The organism is Candidatus Methylomirabilota bacterium (assembly GCA_036002485.1).
GTDB lineage: Bacteria > Methylomirabilota > Methylomirabilia > Rokubacteriales > CSP1-6 > AR37.
Genome location: DASYTI010000106.1, coordinates 1 through 14463 on the forward strand (window position 1 = coordinate 1; position 14463 = coordinate 14463).

At 67.9% G+C, this 14463-nt stretch carries 14 protein-coding genes; 7 read left to right on the top strand and 7 right to left on the bottom strand.

Annotated features, from left to right (window positions below; genetic code table 11):
* From VGT00_10310 to VGT00_10325, 4 genes are all read right to left on the bottom strand, one after another.
* On the bottom strand, window positions 1-814 hold an 814-nt coding region (locus VGT00_10310; protein ID HEV8531797.1), incomplete at its 3' end, for an ABC transporter substrate-binding protein.
* Window positions 814-1800: an ABC transporter substrate-binding protein gene (locus tag VGT00_10315; protein HEV8531798.1), complete on the bottom strand. Its 987-nt coding sequence runs from the start codon at window positions 1798-1800 to the stop codon at window positions 814-816. The genes VGT00_10315 and VGT00_10310, both read right to left, overlap by 1 nt.
* A 67-nt stretch (window positions 1801-1867) precedes the next feature.
* Entirely contained in the window at window positions 1868-2815 is a 948-nt protein-coding gene (locus VGT00_10320; protein ID HEV8531799.1) for a cyclase family protein, read from the bottom strand.
* Window positions 2816-2919: 104 nt separating this feature from the next.
* Window positions 2920-3735 carry an ABC transporter substrate-binding protein gene (locus VGT00_10325; GenBank protein ID HEV8531800.1) on the bottom strand — a complete coding sequence of 272 codons (816 nt, stop codon included), beginning with the start codon at window positions 3733-3735 and terminating at the stop codon, window positions 2920-2922.
* Window positions 3736-3742: 7 nt separating this feature from the next.
* Here VGT00_10325 and VGT00_10330 point away from each other — a divergent pair, with 7 nt between their 5' ends.
* The 7 genes from VGT00_10330 to VGT00_10360 all read left to right on the top strand — a co-directional run bounded on the left by VGT00_10330 (window position 3743) and on the right by VGT00_10360 (window position 11221).
* The gene (locus VGT00_10330) at window positions 3743-4243 is read left to right on the top strand and encodes a hypothetical protein (GenBank protein ID HEV8531801.1); all 501 of its coding nucleotides are present in this window, start codon (window positions 3743-3745) and stop codon (window positions 4241-4243) included.
* Between the two features lie 372 nt (window positions 4244-4615).
* Entirely contained in the window at window positions 4616-6865 is a 2250-nt protein-coding gene (locus VGT00_10335; protein ID HEV8531802.1) for a SulP family inorganic anion transporter, read from the top strand.
* A 41-nt stretch (window positions 6866-6906) separates the two neighbouring features.
* Complete coding sequence (locus tag VGT00_10340; protein HEV8531803.1) at window positions 6907-7584, top strand: SOS response-associated peptidase; 678 nt, start codon at window positions 6907-6909, stop codon at window positions 7582-7584.
* A gap of 17 nt (window positions 7585-7601) precedes the next feature.
* Window positions 7602-8372: a class I SAM-dependent methyltransferase gene (locus VGT00_10345; GenBank protein ID HEV8531804.1), complete on the top strand. Its 771-nt coding sequence runs from the start codon at window positions 7602-7604 to the stop codon at window positions 8370-8372.
* 161 nt (window positions 8373-8533) lie between these two features.
* On the top strand, window positions 8534-9385 hold the full coding sequence (locus tag VGT00_10350; GenBank protein ID HEV8531805.1) for a DUF1932 domain-containing protein: 852 nt from the start codon (window positions 8534-8536) through the stop codon (window positions 9383-9385).
* Between the two features lie 23 nt (window positions 9386-9408).
* Window positions 9409-10428, top strand: a complete 1020-nt coding sequence (locus tag VGT00_10355; GenBank protein ID HEV8531806.1) for an NAD(P)-binding domain-containing protein — start codon at window positions 9409-9411, stop codon at window positions 10426-10428.
* 4 nt (window positions 10429-10432) lie between these two features.
* Entirely contained in the window at window positions 10433-11221 is a 789-nt protein-coding gene (locus VGT00_10360; protein ID HEV8531807.1) for an undecaprenyl-diphosphate phosphatase, read from the top strand.
* Window positions 11222-11291: 70 nt separating this feature from the next.
* Here the strand turns inward: VGT00_10360 and VGT00_10365 are convergent, their stop codons facing one another.
* From VGT00_10365 to VGT00_10375, 3 genes are all read right to left on the bottom strand, one after another.
* Window positions 11292-12266, bottom strand: coding sequence for an SMP-30/gluconolactonase/LRE family protein (locus VGT00_10365; protein ID HEV8531808.1), 975 nt, complete (start codon window positions 12264-12266; stop codon window positions 11292-11294).
* Window positions 12267-12286: 20 nt separating this feature from the next.
* A complete protein-coding gene (gene ilvE, locus VGT00_10370) occupies window positions 12287-13207 on the bottom strand; it encodes a branched-chain-amino-acid transaminase (GenBank protein HEV8531809.1) in 921 nt (306 codons plus the stop codon).
* Between the two features lie 142 nt (window positions 13208-13349).
* Complete coding sequence (locus VGT00_10375) at window positions 13350-14438, bottom strand: mandelate racemase/muconate lactonizing enzyme family protein (GenBank protein ID HEV8531810.1); 1089 nt, start codon at window positions 14436-14438, stop codon at window positions 13350-13352.
* Window positions 14439-14463: the final 25 nt, after the last annotated feature.

Below are 14463 nucleotides of genomic sequence, written 5' to 3' on the forward strand. Positions count from 1 at the left end.
TGTACATGTGAGGATAGCTCACCGCGTATGCGATCAATCCCCCGATGTCGACGAACTCCCTGGATTGATAGATCGCGGGCAGCCGATGCTTCGTCACAACGTCGACGAGTGCCTGTCGATGGGCCTGAAAGAGGGTGTCCAGCCCCACCACCATCGCATCGGCGCGCTGCCGTATCGCCGCCTCGAGGGCGCGCGAAAACTCTTCAGGCTTTCGAACGTCAAAGAGCTGCACGTGAAGCCTGAGGGCTCGTGCCCCTATCTCTGTTTCCTTCCATTGTGAATGGGCCACCGGGTTACTCATATTGAACAGCCCCGCGATTCGTGACGCTCTCGGCAGCATCTGCTTGAGCAGTTCCAGCCGTTTCCCCTCTATTTCCGTCGCATCGGCGCTCATCCCCGTGATATTGCCGCCCGGCCGTGCGAGGCCGGCGACCACGCCCGAGGTTACCGGATCGCCGCTGGATGCCATGACCACGGGAATGCTTCCCGTGGCATGCTTGGCCGCCAAGGCCGCCGGCGTGCCTCTTGTCACGATCAGATCGACGTTGAGGCGAACCAATTCACTGGCCAGTTCCGGGAATCGCTCGGGGCGACCGTCAGCCGATCGATATTCGATGGCCAAATTCTTCCCCTCGACGTACCCGAATTCCTGCAGTCCCTCTCGAAGGGCATCGAAATTGACCGCGTTGAGGCTTGGGGGCACCGTCTCGAGCACACCGATCCGCCACACCTTCCCCGCCGGCTGCGCCTCGACAACGAGCGGCGCGGCGAGGAGACCGCCCGCCATCGCGCCGAGGAATGCCCGCCGATGCACTACTGGATCACCTCGTCCGCCCGTTGCAGCAGCGACTGCGGGATGGTCAGGCCGAGGGCCTTGGCGGTCTTGAGGTTGATCACCAGCTCGTACTGGCTGGGCGACTCCACGGGAAGGGTGGCCGGACGGGCGCCGCGGAGGATCTTGTCGACATAGACGGCGGCATGGCGGAACTGCTCGGTCAGCCGCGCGGAGTAGGACATGAGGCCCCCCGCCTCCGTGTACTCCCGGAGCGAGTACATGCCCGGCAGCCGCCGCTCGCGGGCCAGTTCGACGACGCGCAGCCGCTCCGTGAACAAGAAGGTGTCTCCCGGCACGAGCACGGCATCGGCGTGGTCCCGGGTCATGGCCGCGAAGGCCCGCCCAAGATCGTCGCGGTTGCGCACCTCGATGAACTGGACGCGTAGCTCGAGGGCCTTCCCGGTTGTCTCGTACGCACGCAGATCCACTGTCGTCGTGGGGCTCCGAAGCGCCACCACCAGCGGCCGGGAGCCCTTGGCGAACATCTCCTTGAGGAGCTGGAGCTGCTTGGCGAGGATTTCGGGGGTGAGGTACGTGCTGAGCCCGGTGACGTTGCCCCCGGGCCGGGCCAAGCTGGTGACGAGGCCCGCCTCTACCGGGTCCACAGCGTTGACCATCACGATCGGGATCGTCTTCGTGGCCCGCTGGGCCGCAAGCGCCGCCGCCTGGGAGGAGGCGATGATCACATCGACCGGATGCCGCACGAGCTCGGCGGCCAGCCCGTCGAGACGCTCGCGCTGGCCTTCGGCCCAGCGGTACTCGACACGGACGTTCTTGCCTTCGATGTGACCCAGCTCTCGTAGCCCGTCCACAAAGGCTGCGGCGATATGTGCCGCCGCCGCCGGCGTCGTGGTCATCAACAGCCCGACGGTGCGAGCCTTCGCGGGTGGCTGAGCGGCGGCGGCCGTCGACCATGGCGCCGCGGCGCCGGCCAGCCCCCACATGAACGCGCGCCGGTCCATCATTTGATCACCTCTAATCACCTCGTCCACCCCAGTAGGCAAGGACACCCCTTGAGGTCCAGCGCCTCGGCTACTTCAACACATAAGGATTGATCGGGGTCCCCACGGCCCGCGTGACGGGCAGGGGTGGCGCGACGAGCAGGAAGGCATAGCGGCCGTCGGCCGCGCAGTCGGCGGCCAGCTCCTCGAGGAAGAAGATCTCGCCGAGGGTCAGGCCCATGTTCGGGATGGCCACCACGTGGAAGGGATTGCGAAAGCCCGCGATCTCCGAGGGGCGGACCTCGACCGCGTAGTTGTCGCAGCCGATGGCGGCGATCTGCTTGGCGTGCAGCCACGGGGCGGTGTGCACGGAGACGCCCGCGGAGGGATCGAGATCGTAGTACCGCCAGTCGTTCTTGTCGAGATAGCGTGACATGTGGCCCGTGCGGACGAGCAGGATGTCCCCGGGCAGTACCTCGACGCGCGCGGCGGCAGCCGTGGCCTCGAGATCGGCGATGGTGATGGCGTAGCCGGGCTCGAGCGCGCCCACGCCTTTGTGTCGCGCGACGTCGAGGAGGACGCCGCGCCCGGCCAGCTTGCTCTTGGTCTTGTCGATGCTGTTCTTGGCGGCCCCGCTGCTCGTGACCAGGGCGGCGTCGTAGCCGTTGTACATCTTCCCCTCGAAGAAGATATGGGCGAGGCTGTCCCACTGCGTGACGCACTGGAGGGGCATGACGATCCAGTCGTCCGAGCCGCCGTAGCCCTCCATGGCCTTCACCTCGGCGGGGGTCTTGGGCGCATCGCCGCCATCGCGGAACATGGTGTGGATGGGATTGAAGCGCTGCCGCGTGCCGCTCTGAGGCCCGTTGCGCTCGAGGGGGATCCCGAGCGCGAAGACCTTGCCGGTCGTCGCGAGCCGGCAGGCCGCGGCGATGCGCTCCGGCGTGATGTGGTTCAGGGTGCCGAGCTCGTCGTCCGGCCCCCACCGGCCCCAGTTTCGTACCTGCAGCGCGATCTTCCGGAGGGCTTCTTCGCTCATGCGACCGCCTGGTATGCACGCATGGCGGCGAGTCTAGCAAAGCCGGTGGAGCTGCGGCGAGAGTGTTGCGGAGGGCGGAACGCCGAGAGACAGATCAGGTGAAGCTAGTCGTGGCCCTGCCTGACCGTCTGGGTCGCCGGAACCTCCATCTCCTGCTCGGCATCCAACCCGTCTCGTCCCATGACCCAGCTCGGGCTCGGCCCATCCGGCACCGCCGCGGACAGGATTGCCGCGACAGCAGGGCGGGGGCCTTCAAGCCAATCGCCCCGCCTCCGGTCCACCTCCGGCACGATCACCTCGCCAGCCGGCCGGGACACGTCAAGGGGCTTGGTCCGGGGCTTCGGCGGCGCGGGCACGATCACCGCCACGGCAGGGGGGCGTACGTCCGGCGCGTCGCTCCGCACCGGCTGCGTCTCCGGTACGGCCAGCGCCGCGACGGCAGGCGGGCGCGCCTCGAGCGCCTCGCCCCGCATCTTCGCGATCAGCTCCGTGAACGAGTAGTCGCGCAGGATGCGGTTGAACTGGGCGCGGTAGTTCGCGATCAGGCTGACGCCGTCGATGATGATGTCTTGCACCTTCCAGCGCCCGCCGCGCCACACCAGCCGATAGTCGACGGGAAGCTGGTTCCCGTTCCGGCTCAGGAGCGTGGTGGCGACGCTGGCCGAGTCATCGGCGACGGACTCGCCCAGGTATTCGAGCCTCACCCCGCCGGACACGCTGGCATTGGTCACGATGGCCGCGACGAAGCCCTTCTCCAGCACACTGGCGAAGAGCCCGACGAACTCGTCCTGATCCTCCGGCCGCTTCAGATTCCAGGCGGGGCCCAGGGCGAGGGCGGCGGCGGCCCGGAACTCGATCACGTCATTGACCAGCTCGCGGATGGCCTGGCGCGGCTCTTCCAGCCCGCGCGTCGGATCCATCGTCCGCATGATGGCATTGGCTCGCTCGAAGAAGGTCCGCAAGGCTGCGGTCGGGGATGCGGGGGACGCCGCCAAGGCGGGTGGAGCCCAGAGCAGGCCGAGCCCCAGCGCGACCACAAGCCCCCGCGACAGGGCAGAGCAGATCATCGCGAGGCCAGAGAAGAAGGTGAGCGAGAAGACGATCGCAGCGTTGGCGGCAACATGGTCTCAGCGAATCGTGCCGCCAGGGCAGTGCAGGGTAGTCTGGTGGAATTCGCCGATCGTGATGTTCGTGGTGGAGCAGAATGGGCTGGTCGGTCTCCCGTACTCGCCCCCCTGTTCCGGTTTGCCGTATTCACCCGAACCCCCGCTGCCCGTCGCGGCCTTGTCGGCGGACTTCGTGGAGCCCGTCTGGGCTCTGTCGATGAGCCTGTTGCCGTATTCGGGGCTCGCGGAGCCTGTATTGACCGGCTGGGATCTCTCGCGGATCTTCGAGCCGGGGCTCGTCGAGCTTTGGTTTCCGAAGTAATCGATACCACCCACGTTGACAAACGTGGACCCCCCAGGGGACACCGTCGGGAAAGCGGCCACCAGCCCCAGGACGAGGGCCGACACGAACAGGGTGTTTCGCACGGGTGTCTCTATCATTGACGGAGATACTCCCCCGGAGCGGGAAGAGCACGCGTCATGCCAGCCGGCAGAGCTGTGGAAAGTTCGCTACATACGACGCCCGTGAAATGTTCGGCTACCGGGGATGTTCAGTTCTCCGACAGTGCCTCCCGAGGGGTTCCGCCTCATACGTGCCGTCCTCGGTGTTCAGGATCGTGCCGCGGAAGCTTCTCCTTGCCGATCAAGCTGCGGACGACAGCCTCGATCCGGTTCGACTAAGATAGCCGCTCGTATGCCCACAGACACCGTGGCCGCGGGCGCCACGATCGGACGGTCCCACCTCAAGGGCGACATATCCGGGGGCATCACCGCCGGAGTGCTCACTATCCCGGTGAGCATGGGCTATGGTCTCCTCGCCCTTCAGCCCCTGGGCGAGGGGTACCTCTCGTACGGGATCGTCGCCGGGCTCATGAGCGCCATCGTCGTCCTGCTCGCCTGTGCCCTGCTCGGCGGCTCGGCGGGCCTCATGTACACGCCCAGGAGTGTGGTGACGCTCGTGATGGCTACCGTGGTCCTCGAGGGGGTAGCGCATGGTCCTGCCGCCATCGCGGCTCGTGGCGATGTCGGGCGGACCCTCACCCTGGTCTTCTTCGTGGTCTTCACGGCGGGGCTGTTCCAGGCCCTCTTCGGCGCCGTCCGCCTCGGACGCCTCATCCGCTACATTCCTTCACCAGTCATGTCGGGATTCCAGAACGCGGCGGCCGTTCTCATCCTGCTCTCCCAGGTGGACACGCTGCTTGGATTTCGCCGACACATACCCCTGAGCGCGATCGCGTCGAATTTGGCCGCCGTGCAGCCGCTGACCCTCGCGGTCGGCGTCCTCACGTGCGTGGGCATGTGGTACGGCCCGCGGCTCGCGAAACGCATTCCGTCAACCCTTCTCGGGCTCTTCATCGGAACGGCCGCGTACTACGCGCTCGCGGCGGCGGGCTATCAGGCCCTCCTCGGCCCCGTCATCGGGCCTCTGCCGTCGGCCCTGCCGGTGCCCCGCTATCTTGCCGGCTTCGCCAGTCTCCCGGCCGAGCCGGGGATCTGGCCCATCCTGCTCACCCTGGCCGTCGGAGCGTTTGGGCTGGCCGTGGTGTCGTCGCTGGACGTCTTGCTCTGCGCTCGGGTCATGGACGGAGTGACGGGAGAGCGATCGAGCGGACCCCGGGAGCTCGTGCGGATCGGGCTGGGCAATGTGACCGCGGCCTGCTTCGGAGGAATCCCCAGCGGCGTGAATCTGGGCGCGAGCTTCGCCAACTTTCGCTCGGGCGGTCGGACGCGGCTCGCCGCGGTAATCGCCGCTGCGGTGATCTTGCTCGCCGTGCTCTTGCTCAGCCCGGCCATCGCCGTCCTGCCGCGCGTCGTGGTGGCCGGCATGTTGGTGGTCGTGGGGATCCAGCTCTTCGACCGATCGAGCTTTCAGCTCCTCACCCGAGTACTGGGCCGGCAGCTCCTCCACCGGCGCGGGATGGTCCTGGACCTTCTCGTGGTCATCCTGGTGGCCACCACCATCCTCGTCTTCGATCCCGTGGTCGGCGTGGGCATGGGGGTGGCGCTCGCCGTCATGTTCTTCCTCGTCCGGATGAGCAAGTCGGTGGTCCGGCGGATGTATCACGGGGACGTGGTGCGGTCGCGGAAATCCCGGGATCCGAAGTTGATGGAGCTTCTCGCGGCGCACGGGCGGCAGATCGTGGTCTTCGAGCTGGAGGGACCCATCTTCTTCGGGACGGCCGAGGATCTGGCCACCCGGGCCGAAGAGCCCGCGCGGGGAGGCGGGGGCTTCGTGGTGCTCGACTTCAAGCGGGTCAACGAGCTGGACAGCACGGGGGCGCGCATTCTCCTCCACATCAACGACCGCCTGAAGCAGCGGGGCGGGTGTCTCCTCCTCAGCCACACCCATGACAATCACCTCGTGTCCAACGTCCTGCGAGACCTCGGCGTGACGGGCGCCCTGGGACACCATGGGTCGTTCGTCGATACGGATGCCGCCCTCGAATTCGCCGAAGACCGGCTCATCCTGGCCCATGCTCCCGGCATCGCCCTGCACGGCGAGATGCCCGTGGACCGGCTGAGCGTCTTCGACGGCTTGACCGAGGCGGAGTGCGCGGTCGTGCGGGCCGTGCTCCTGCGTCGCACCTACGACAAGGACGAGACCCTCATCCAGGAAGGCAGCCGCGATCGAGACCTCTTCCTCATGGCGCGAGGCGTGGCCAGCGTGAAGGTCGAGCTCCCGGGCCAGGGCCGGCAGCGCCGGGTCGCGTCGTTCACCGCGGGCACCGTGTTCGGGGAAGTGGCCCTTCTCGACCAGCAGCCGCGCTCGGCTTCCGTCACGGCCGACGAGGAAGTGGTCTGCTATGTCCTCTCGGAGGACGCGTTTCGCGCGCTCGTCCGGGACCACCAGGCCATCGCGATCCAGCTCTTGACCAATCTCGGGAGCGAGCTGAGCCGTCGGCTGCGCCGGGCCAATGCCATGATCTCCGAGCTGGAGGGGTGAGCGGGCGAGCCGGGAGAGACGCGATCAGGTAGACTGACCTCATGTGCGGGCGCTACACGCAGACCGCGGCCTTCGATGAGCTGGCCCTCCGGTTCGGCATCACCGTCGAGGAGGTCGGCGGCGAGGATGTGGTGTCCCGCTACAACGTCGCGCCCTCGCAGCCCGTGCCCATTGTCGTCGCCCACCATGGCGAACGACGGCTCGTGATGGCTCGATGGGGCTTTCACCCGGGCTGGATGAAGACCAGCAAGCTCGCGCCGATCAACGCCAAGGCGGAGACCGTGGCAACCAGCGGCATGTTCGAGGCGGCCGTCAGGCGCGGCCGCTGTCTGGTCCCCGCCGCCGGCTTTTACGAGTGGAAGCCGGTGCCGGGTCAGAAGCGGAAGCAGCCCTTCTACGTCCGGCTCAAGGGCGGCGGGCTCTTCGGCTTCGCCGGCCTCTGGACGCCGTCCGATCCACAGACCGGCGCGCCGCCGACCTGCGCCATCATCACGACCACGCCAAACGAGTTGCTGGCCCAGATTCATGATCGGATGCCCGTCATCCTGGAGCAGGACGACGAGACCCGATGGCTCGACGCGAGCGTGACCGACCCGGGTCACGTCTTGTCGTGCCTGCGGCCCCTGCCGGCAGACCGGCTGGAGGTCTATCCCGTGTCCACGCTGGTCTCCTCGCCCGACAATGAAGGCGCCCAGCTCGTCGAGCCCGTCACGGTGTAGGGGAGGGTCGCCGCGCCATGAGCGAGGACAATCTGCCGGAGCACGTCCGGCGAAACCGGGATCACTGGGACCGGCTCAGCGTGGAGTATGCGGCGTACGGCCGCCGCGCCTGGGCGCGCGACGAGCCCACCTGGGGCATCTGGGGGGTGCCGGAGCGTGAACTTCGCGTCGTGCCGGAGGTCGACGGCAAGGACGTCATAGAGCTTGGCTGCGGCACCGCCTACTGGTCGGCCTGGCTCGCCCGACGGGGCGCCCGGGTCGTCGGCATCGACAACTCCACCAAGCAGCTCGAGACGGCCGCGGCCCTCCAGCGGGAGCACGGCCTCAGCTTCCCGCTCCTGCATGGCAATGCCGAGCAGGTCCCGTTGCCAGACGCGAGCTTCGATCTCGCCCTCTCCGAGTACGGCGCCAGCATATGGTGCGATCCCTACCGCTGGATCCCGGAGGCGGTCAGGCTCCTCAGGCCCGGGGGCCATCTGATCTTTCTCAAGAATGGCACCCTCTTCAATCTGTGCGCTCCCGATAGCGAGGATCCCGCCGCGGACCGTCTTGTCCGCGACTACTTCGGGCTGCATCGTCTGGAGTGGTCCGACGACCAGTCGGTGGAATTCACCCTGCCCATCGGCGAGTGGATCCGGCTCTTTCGCGCCAATGGCCTCGAGATCCTGGACCTCGTGGAGATCCAGGCGCCCGACGGCGACACCTCGAGACACAAATACGTGACGCACGAGTGGGCACGTCGATGGCCGTCCGAGGAGATCTGGCGCTTGAGGAAAAAGCTCCCCTGAGCGAGTTGGGCAATTCGTGCTCAGCAGAATGCCGGGGTCGATCATCCAAATGGCCTGCATTTCGGCTCGCGACCGCGTACAATTCCTTGCCGGGCTCGACCCCGTGAAGCATGGATCAGCGAACCGAGAGATAGCCGGACTTTCCGAGAGAGAGGCGGACAATGGCAAGCTCGACGCTAGGCCTTCTGCATCCAGGGGACATGGGGGGCATGGTCGGCGCCTCGGCACGCGCGAATGGTCTCCGCGTACTCTGGGCCTCCGAGGGACGTAGCGCCCAGACCCGCGAGCGGGCCGCCACTGCTGGGCTCGAGGACGTCAACGCGCTCGCGCCGCTGGTGGCGGCCAGCCAGGTCATCCTCTCGGTATGCCCGCCGCACGCGGCGGTCGATCTGGCTCGTGAGGTCGCCGCTCAGGGCTTCTCGGGCATCTACGTGGACGGCAATGCCGTCTCGCCCCAGACCGGCCGGGAGATCGGCCGCATCGTGGAGAAGGGCGGCGCCACCTTCGTGGACGGCGGCATCATCGGACCGCCGCCCCGCAAACCCGGTACGACACGACTGTACCTCTCGGGTAGCCAGGCCGGCACGATCGCGCGCCTGTTCGAGCAAGGACCGCTCGAGGCGATCGCCATCGATGGCGGTCCCGGCGCCGCCTCCGCGCTCAAGATGGCGTATGCCTCCTATACGAAGGGCACCTCGGCTCTGCTCATCGCCATCCGCGCCCTGGCCATGCAGGCTGGCGTGGATCAGGCGCTGCTCGCCGAATGGGGGCGGAGCCAGCCGGGGGTGGCCGCTCGCTCCGAGAGCGCCGCTCGCGACAACGCACGCAAGGCCTGGCGATTCACCGGTGAGATGGCGGAGATCGCGGCGACCCTCGAGGCCGCGGATCTTCCCGGCGGCTTCTTCCGTGCCGCCGGCGAGATCTATGAGCGCCTGGCCAAGTACAAGGACGCGGCCGGGACGCCGTCGGCCGAGGAGGTCATCAAGGCGGCGCTGCAGCGGAATCGCGTCTAGTGGAGAACGCAGGAGAGAGGCCCGTGAAGGTGTACGGCGCGGCGGACGCGCCCGAGCGGTCGCTCGCGGGCGAGGCCGTGGCCGTGCTCGGCTACGGGAATCTGGGGCGCAGCGCCGCCCTGAACCTCCGGGACTCCGGCATCAAGGTCCGGGTGGGCAACCGCGAGGACGAGTACCCGGCCCAGGCGCGCGCCGAGGGATTCGAGGTCGTGCCCATCGCCACCGCGGCCTCGGACGATATCGTTTTCGTGCTGCTCCCCGATGAGGTCATCCCGGACGTCTTCCCCCGCGAGATCGCGCCCGCCCTCCGGCCCGGCAGCGCCATCGCCTTTGGCTCGGGCTACAGTCTGGCCTTCGGGCTCATACACCCACCAGAAACGGTCGACGTGCTCCTCGTCGCGCCTCGGATGGCGGGGGTCTCCGCCCGCACGCGGTACCTGGCGGGACAGGGCTTCTGGGCCTGCGTCGGCGTGGAAGCGGACCGCAGCGGGCGTGCGCAGCAGCGGATGCTGGGGCTGGCGGAAGGGCTGGGCGTGCTGCGCGCCGGCGCCGTCGAGATGAGCGCGGCGGTCGAGGCGTCGCTCGACCTCTTCGTGGAGCAGACCGTGGGGTCCCTCCTCGGCATGGCCATCATGATCGCCTTCGACGTGGGCCGTGAGGCGGGAATCCCGCCCGAAGCGCTGGTCATGGAGATGTACATGTCGGGCGAGATGGAAGTGGTCTTCAAGTCGTTTCGGGAATCGGGCTTCCTCCGCTCCTCGGAGGATCACGGGCCGACGGCCCTCTTCGGCGGGTTGACCCGTACCCTCGAGATGGACCGGGAGGCCATGGCGAAGAGCTTCCGAACCGTCCTGGAAGACATCCGAAGCGGAGCATTCGCGCGGCGATTCCAGGACGAGGCCCGCAATGGCTACCCGATGCTCGACGTGGCCAGGACCATGACGCGCGGTCCCTCCCCCATCACCGACGCCGAGGAGCACCTCCGGAGACTGGCGGCGGCTCCCCCGCCCGAACCGGAAGCTCCGGGCCGCTCAGGTACGTAAGCGCTTGCCTGCCGGGCTCGCTGTCACCATCCTGGGCGTCATCGAGGGCATCACCGAGTTCCTTCCCATCTCCTCCACGGGCCATCTGCTGCTCGTGGAGAACGCGCACTGGCTGCCCCAGCAGTCGGATCTCTTCAACATCACCATCCAGTCCGGGGCGGCCCTCGCGGTGCTCGCCGCATTCTCCGGCCGCATCCGCGAGCTCTTGTCGAGGCTCGGCGACCCCGCCACGCGAGAGTACCTGCTGCAGCTCGTGGTCGCCTTCGTCATCACGGGGGTGGGCGGGCTCATCGTCAAGAAGCTGGGCTTCACGCTGCCCAAGGAGGTCACCCCCATCGCCTGGGCGACCTTGATCGGCGGCCTGGTGATTCTGGTGATCGAGTGGGCGCTCCGCGGCAAGCGACTGAGCTCGGACGTCACCTGGACGATGGCGGTCGTGGTGGGGCTGGCTCAGCTCCTGGCCGCCGTCTTCCCCGGCACATCCCGCTCCGCGGCCACCATCTTGATCGCCATGGCCCTGGGCCTGAGCCGCCGGGCGTCGACGGAATTCTCCTTCCTGCTCGCCGTCCCCACGCTGCTGGCCGCGGGCGCCTATGAAACCCTGCACGCCCTCCGGCATCCGGGTCCCGTGGCCACCGACTGGGGCCTTCTCGCCCTCGGCACCCTCGTCTCGGCCATCACCGCGTTTCTCGTGGTGCGCTGGCTCTTGCGGTGGGTCCAGACGCATAGCTTCACGCCCTTCGGCTGGTACCGCATCGCCCTCGGCTTGGCCATGCTGATGCGCTTCGTGTAGCGCGCGACGCGCTACTCGCCGAACGGGAAGGGGAGGGCGCCCGCGAGGCGCAGCGGCCCCGCGGATCGGCTCACTTCACGCGATAGACCACGAGCCGGTCGGTCCCGGACTCGGGTGCCCACACCTCACCCGGTCGGCCGAGGATCTGGCGCACATTGGCGCCCGGGCGGTCGCTCGGAAAGACCTCGAACTTCTCCGTGGCGGGGTCGAAGCGGACCATGGCATTGGCGCCCCAGTCGCTCAGCCACACCATGTCACGCTCGTCGACATAGACGGCATAGGTCCGCGGCTTTTCGCCGGGAAGCTTCCAGGTCTTCCAGCTGTTCGAGCGCGGATCGAAGGCGCTGACGTTGCCGCTGTTCCACTCGGCGACCCAGATCCGGCCCTTCGAGTCCGACCACACTCGCCGCGCGCCCTGGCCTTTGGTCGGGGGCTCGATGATGGTGGCGGCGCCGGTGTCGAGATCGACGCGGGCGATGTGGCTGCCCGCGAGGGAGGCATAGTAGACGACGCCGTCCGGTGTCGTCGCGATGCCATAGGGTCCGCGGCCGCGCGGGGCGTCCCATACCTTCATCTCTCCCGTCTTGGGATCCAGCCGGCCGTAGATGCCGTTCTGGCCGGTGAACCAGACGCGGCCGCGCCTGTCGAAGGTGAGCGTGTTGAGGTTGACGTAGCCGCGCGCCTCGGGGAGCGGCCAGTGCTTGACCTCGCGGGTCTGGGGATCGACACGGACTATGGAATTGGTGCCGCCTTCGGTGACCCAGGGCGCGCCGTCCGGGCCGACGATGACGCCGTGCGGGGCGGCGCCGGTGCCGAGACGGATGAGCTCGACCTTGCCCGTGGCGGGATCGAGGCGGCCCAGCTTGCCGTCACGCTGGGCCGTGTACCAGACGATGCCGTCCGTGCCGACCGCCACATCGTGCGGAAAGCCGCCGCCCGCGGGAAGGGCATAGGCCTGCGCGGCCACTTGCGCCTGCGCGCTCGACGGAGCACCCGCGAGGAGGAGGCCGGCGAGGAGGACGAGATGCCGCAGCGAGCCGCGCATACCGTCCTTCTCGGGCCGGATCACACGGTGACGGGCTTGTACACCGGCGTGCGCCACTCGGGGAAGCGCTGATCTATCCCGCGCACCACGTTCAGGTAGGCGGTGGAGAGTTGCTGCGTGATGCGACCGACGCCGCCATCGCCCACGGGGAAGCGGTCGATGGACACGATGGGCGTGATCTCATAGCCGCTGCCGCAGAAGAAGGCCTCGTCCGCCACGTAGAGCTCGGTGCGGGCGATCTCCCGCTCGACGACGTCCATGCCGAGGCTGGGGCCGAGCGACTCGATCAGCGTCGTCCGCGTGATGGACTCGAGGATGTCGCTGGTCACGGGCGGCGTCACGAGCCTGCCCCGGCGGACCATGAAGAAGGTCGCGCCCGTGCCCTCGGCCACCGTGCCCCGCTGGTTCAGGAAGATGGGCGAGTCGTAGCCGTCGGCCTTGGCCTGCAGCGTGGCGAGCCGCCCGTTCTGGTAGTTGGCGCCGCACTTGAGCCGGATGGGGATGGCGTTGTCATGCGTGCGCTGCCAGGAGCTGATGCAGGCCTTGAGCCCGTTGCCGCCCTCCACCCGGGGCCGGCGGCGCGGATTGATGTAGAGACCCGTGGGGGAGGTCGCGTCGAGCCCGGCCCCGGCCACGTAGGCGACCAGATGCATGTGGACGTCCTCGCGCACCTCGTTGCCGCGGAGCATGTCGCGCACGGCATCGTAGAGATCGAGGTCCTGGTAGGGAACGGTGAAGCGCATCATCTTCATGGACTCACGGAAGCGCGCGAAGTGCTCGGCCAGCCGGAAGCAGTAGAGCTCGCCCTCGGCCTCGTTCCAGTAGGCCCGGATGCCCTCGAAGACATTGCTCGCGTAGAAGACGGCCGCGCTGTTGACGGGCAGAACGGCCTCCGCCTGCGTGACGAGCTTGCCGTTCATCCAGATCTTGAAGTCTTTCATCTCGCTCGGCTCCTCCGATATGGGTGTCTGTCGTTGTGTCGTCCGACCCGCCAAGACTATCAGGAATCCCCGAAATTATCAGGATTTGATGATCGCGGAAATGGCCGAAGAGCGTATCCGCCTTTCACCATCCAGGACAGGATCAGCCGACCTGGTAACGCTTGATGGCCGCCTGATCGAAGGCGAGGCCCAGGCCGGGCTTTTCGGGGACGACCAGATGCCCGGCTTCGAGCGCGGGCGGCTCCTCGTACAGCCGGAGCGTCCACGGCATGTACTCGACGGTGAGGCCGTTGGGGATGGCCGCCACCAGCTGGACGTGGATCTCCGGGATGAGATGGCTGACCACGGGCAGATTGAACGCCTCCGCCATGCCGGCGACCTTCATCCACTGCGTGATGCCACCCACGCGCAGGAGATCGATCATCACGATGTCGATGGAGCGCGCTTCCAGCATGTGGCGGAACGGCACGATGCCGTAGTGGTATTCGCCCGCGGCGATGGGAGCGGTGAGGGCATCGGCGATGCGGGCGAGGCCGGGGAAGTCGTCGTGGGCCGTGGGGTCTTCCAGCCAGAAGAGGTGATAGTCCGCGATGCGATTCCCCACCTCGATGGCCTGGTTCACGCTCCAGAGCTGGTTGATGTCGCACATGAGATCGACGTCGGGGCCGATGGCCTCGCGCATGACGGCGACGCGCTCGACGGAGGCGGCCACCGTGGGCTCGCTCCCGCACTGCATCTTCATCTGGCGGAAGCCCATGTCCACGAGACGCGGCCCCGCCTTGGCCAGGTAGTCGACGGGATGCGCGCGCAAGAGGGCGCCGCTGGCATAGGTCGGCACGCGCTCGCGCAGCCCGCCCAGCAGCGCGCAGACGGACTGGCCCACGGCCTTGCCCTTGAGATCCCAGCACGCCATGTCGATGGCCGAGAGGGCCAGAGCGAAGATGCCCCCCGGGCCCGAGCCGCTCGCCGCGCGGCGGAGCTTGGCCGCGATGGCTTCCCCCCGGCTCGGATCGTCGCCCACGAGCAGCCGGGCGAGCGTGTCCACCGCGACCCTGAGGGCGGGCGTGAGGGCGGCGCCGAAGAAGGTCAGGCCGATTCCCGTGAGGCCCTGGTCGGTGCCGAGCTCGAGGAGGACGAACTCGCGCGTATCGGTGGGCGCGGGCAGACCGACCACGAGCGGGTTGTCGGCCGGCGTGCTCAGCACCCGCGTGGTGACGTGCGTGATCTTCATGGTAGCCTCACCTGGCGAAAGAGTG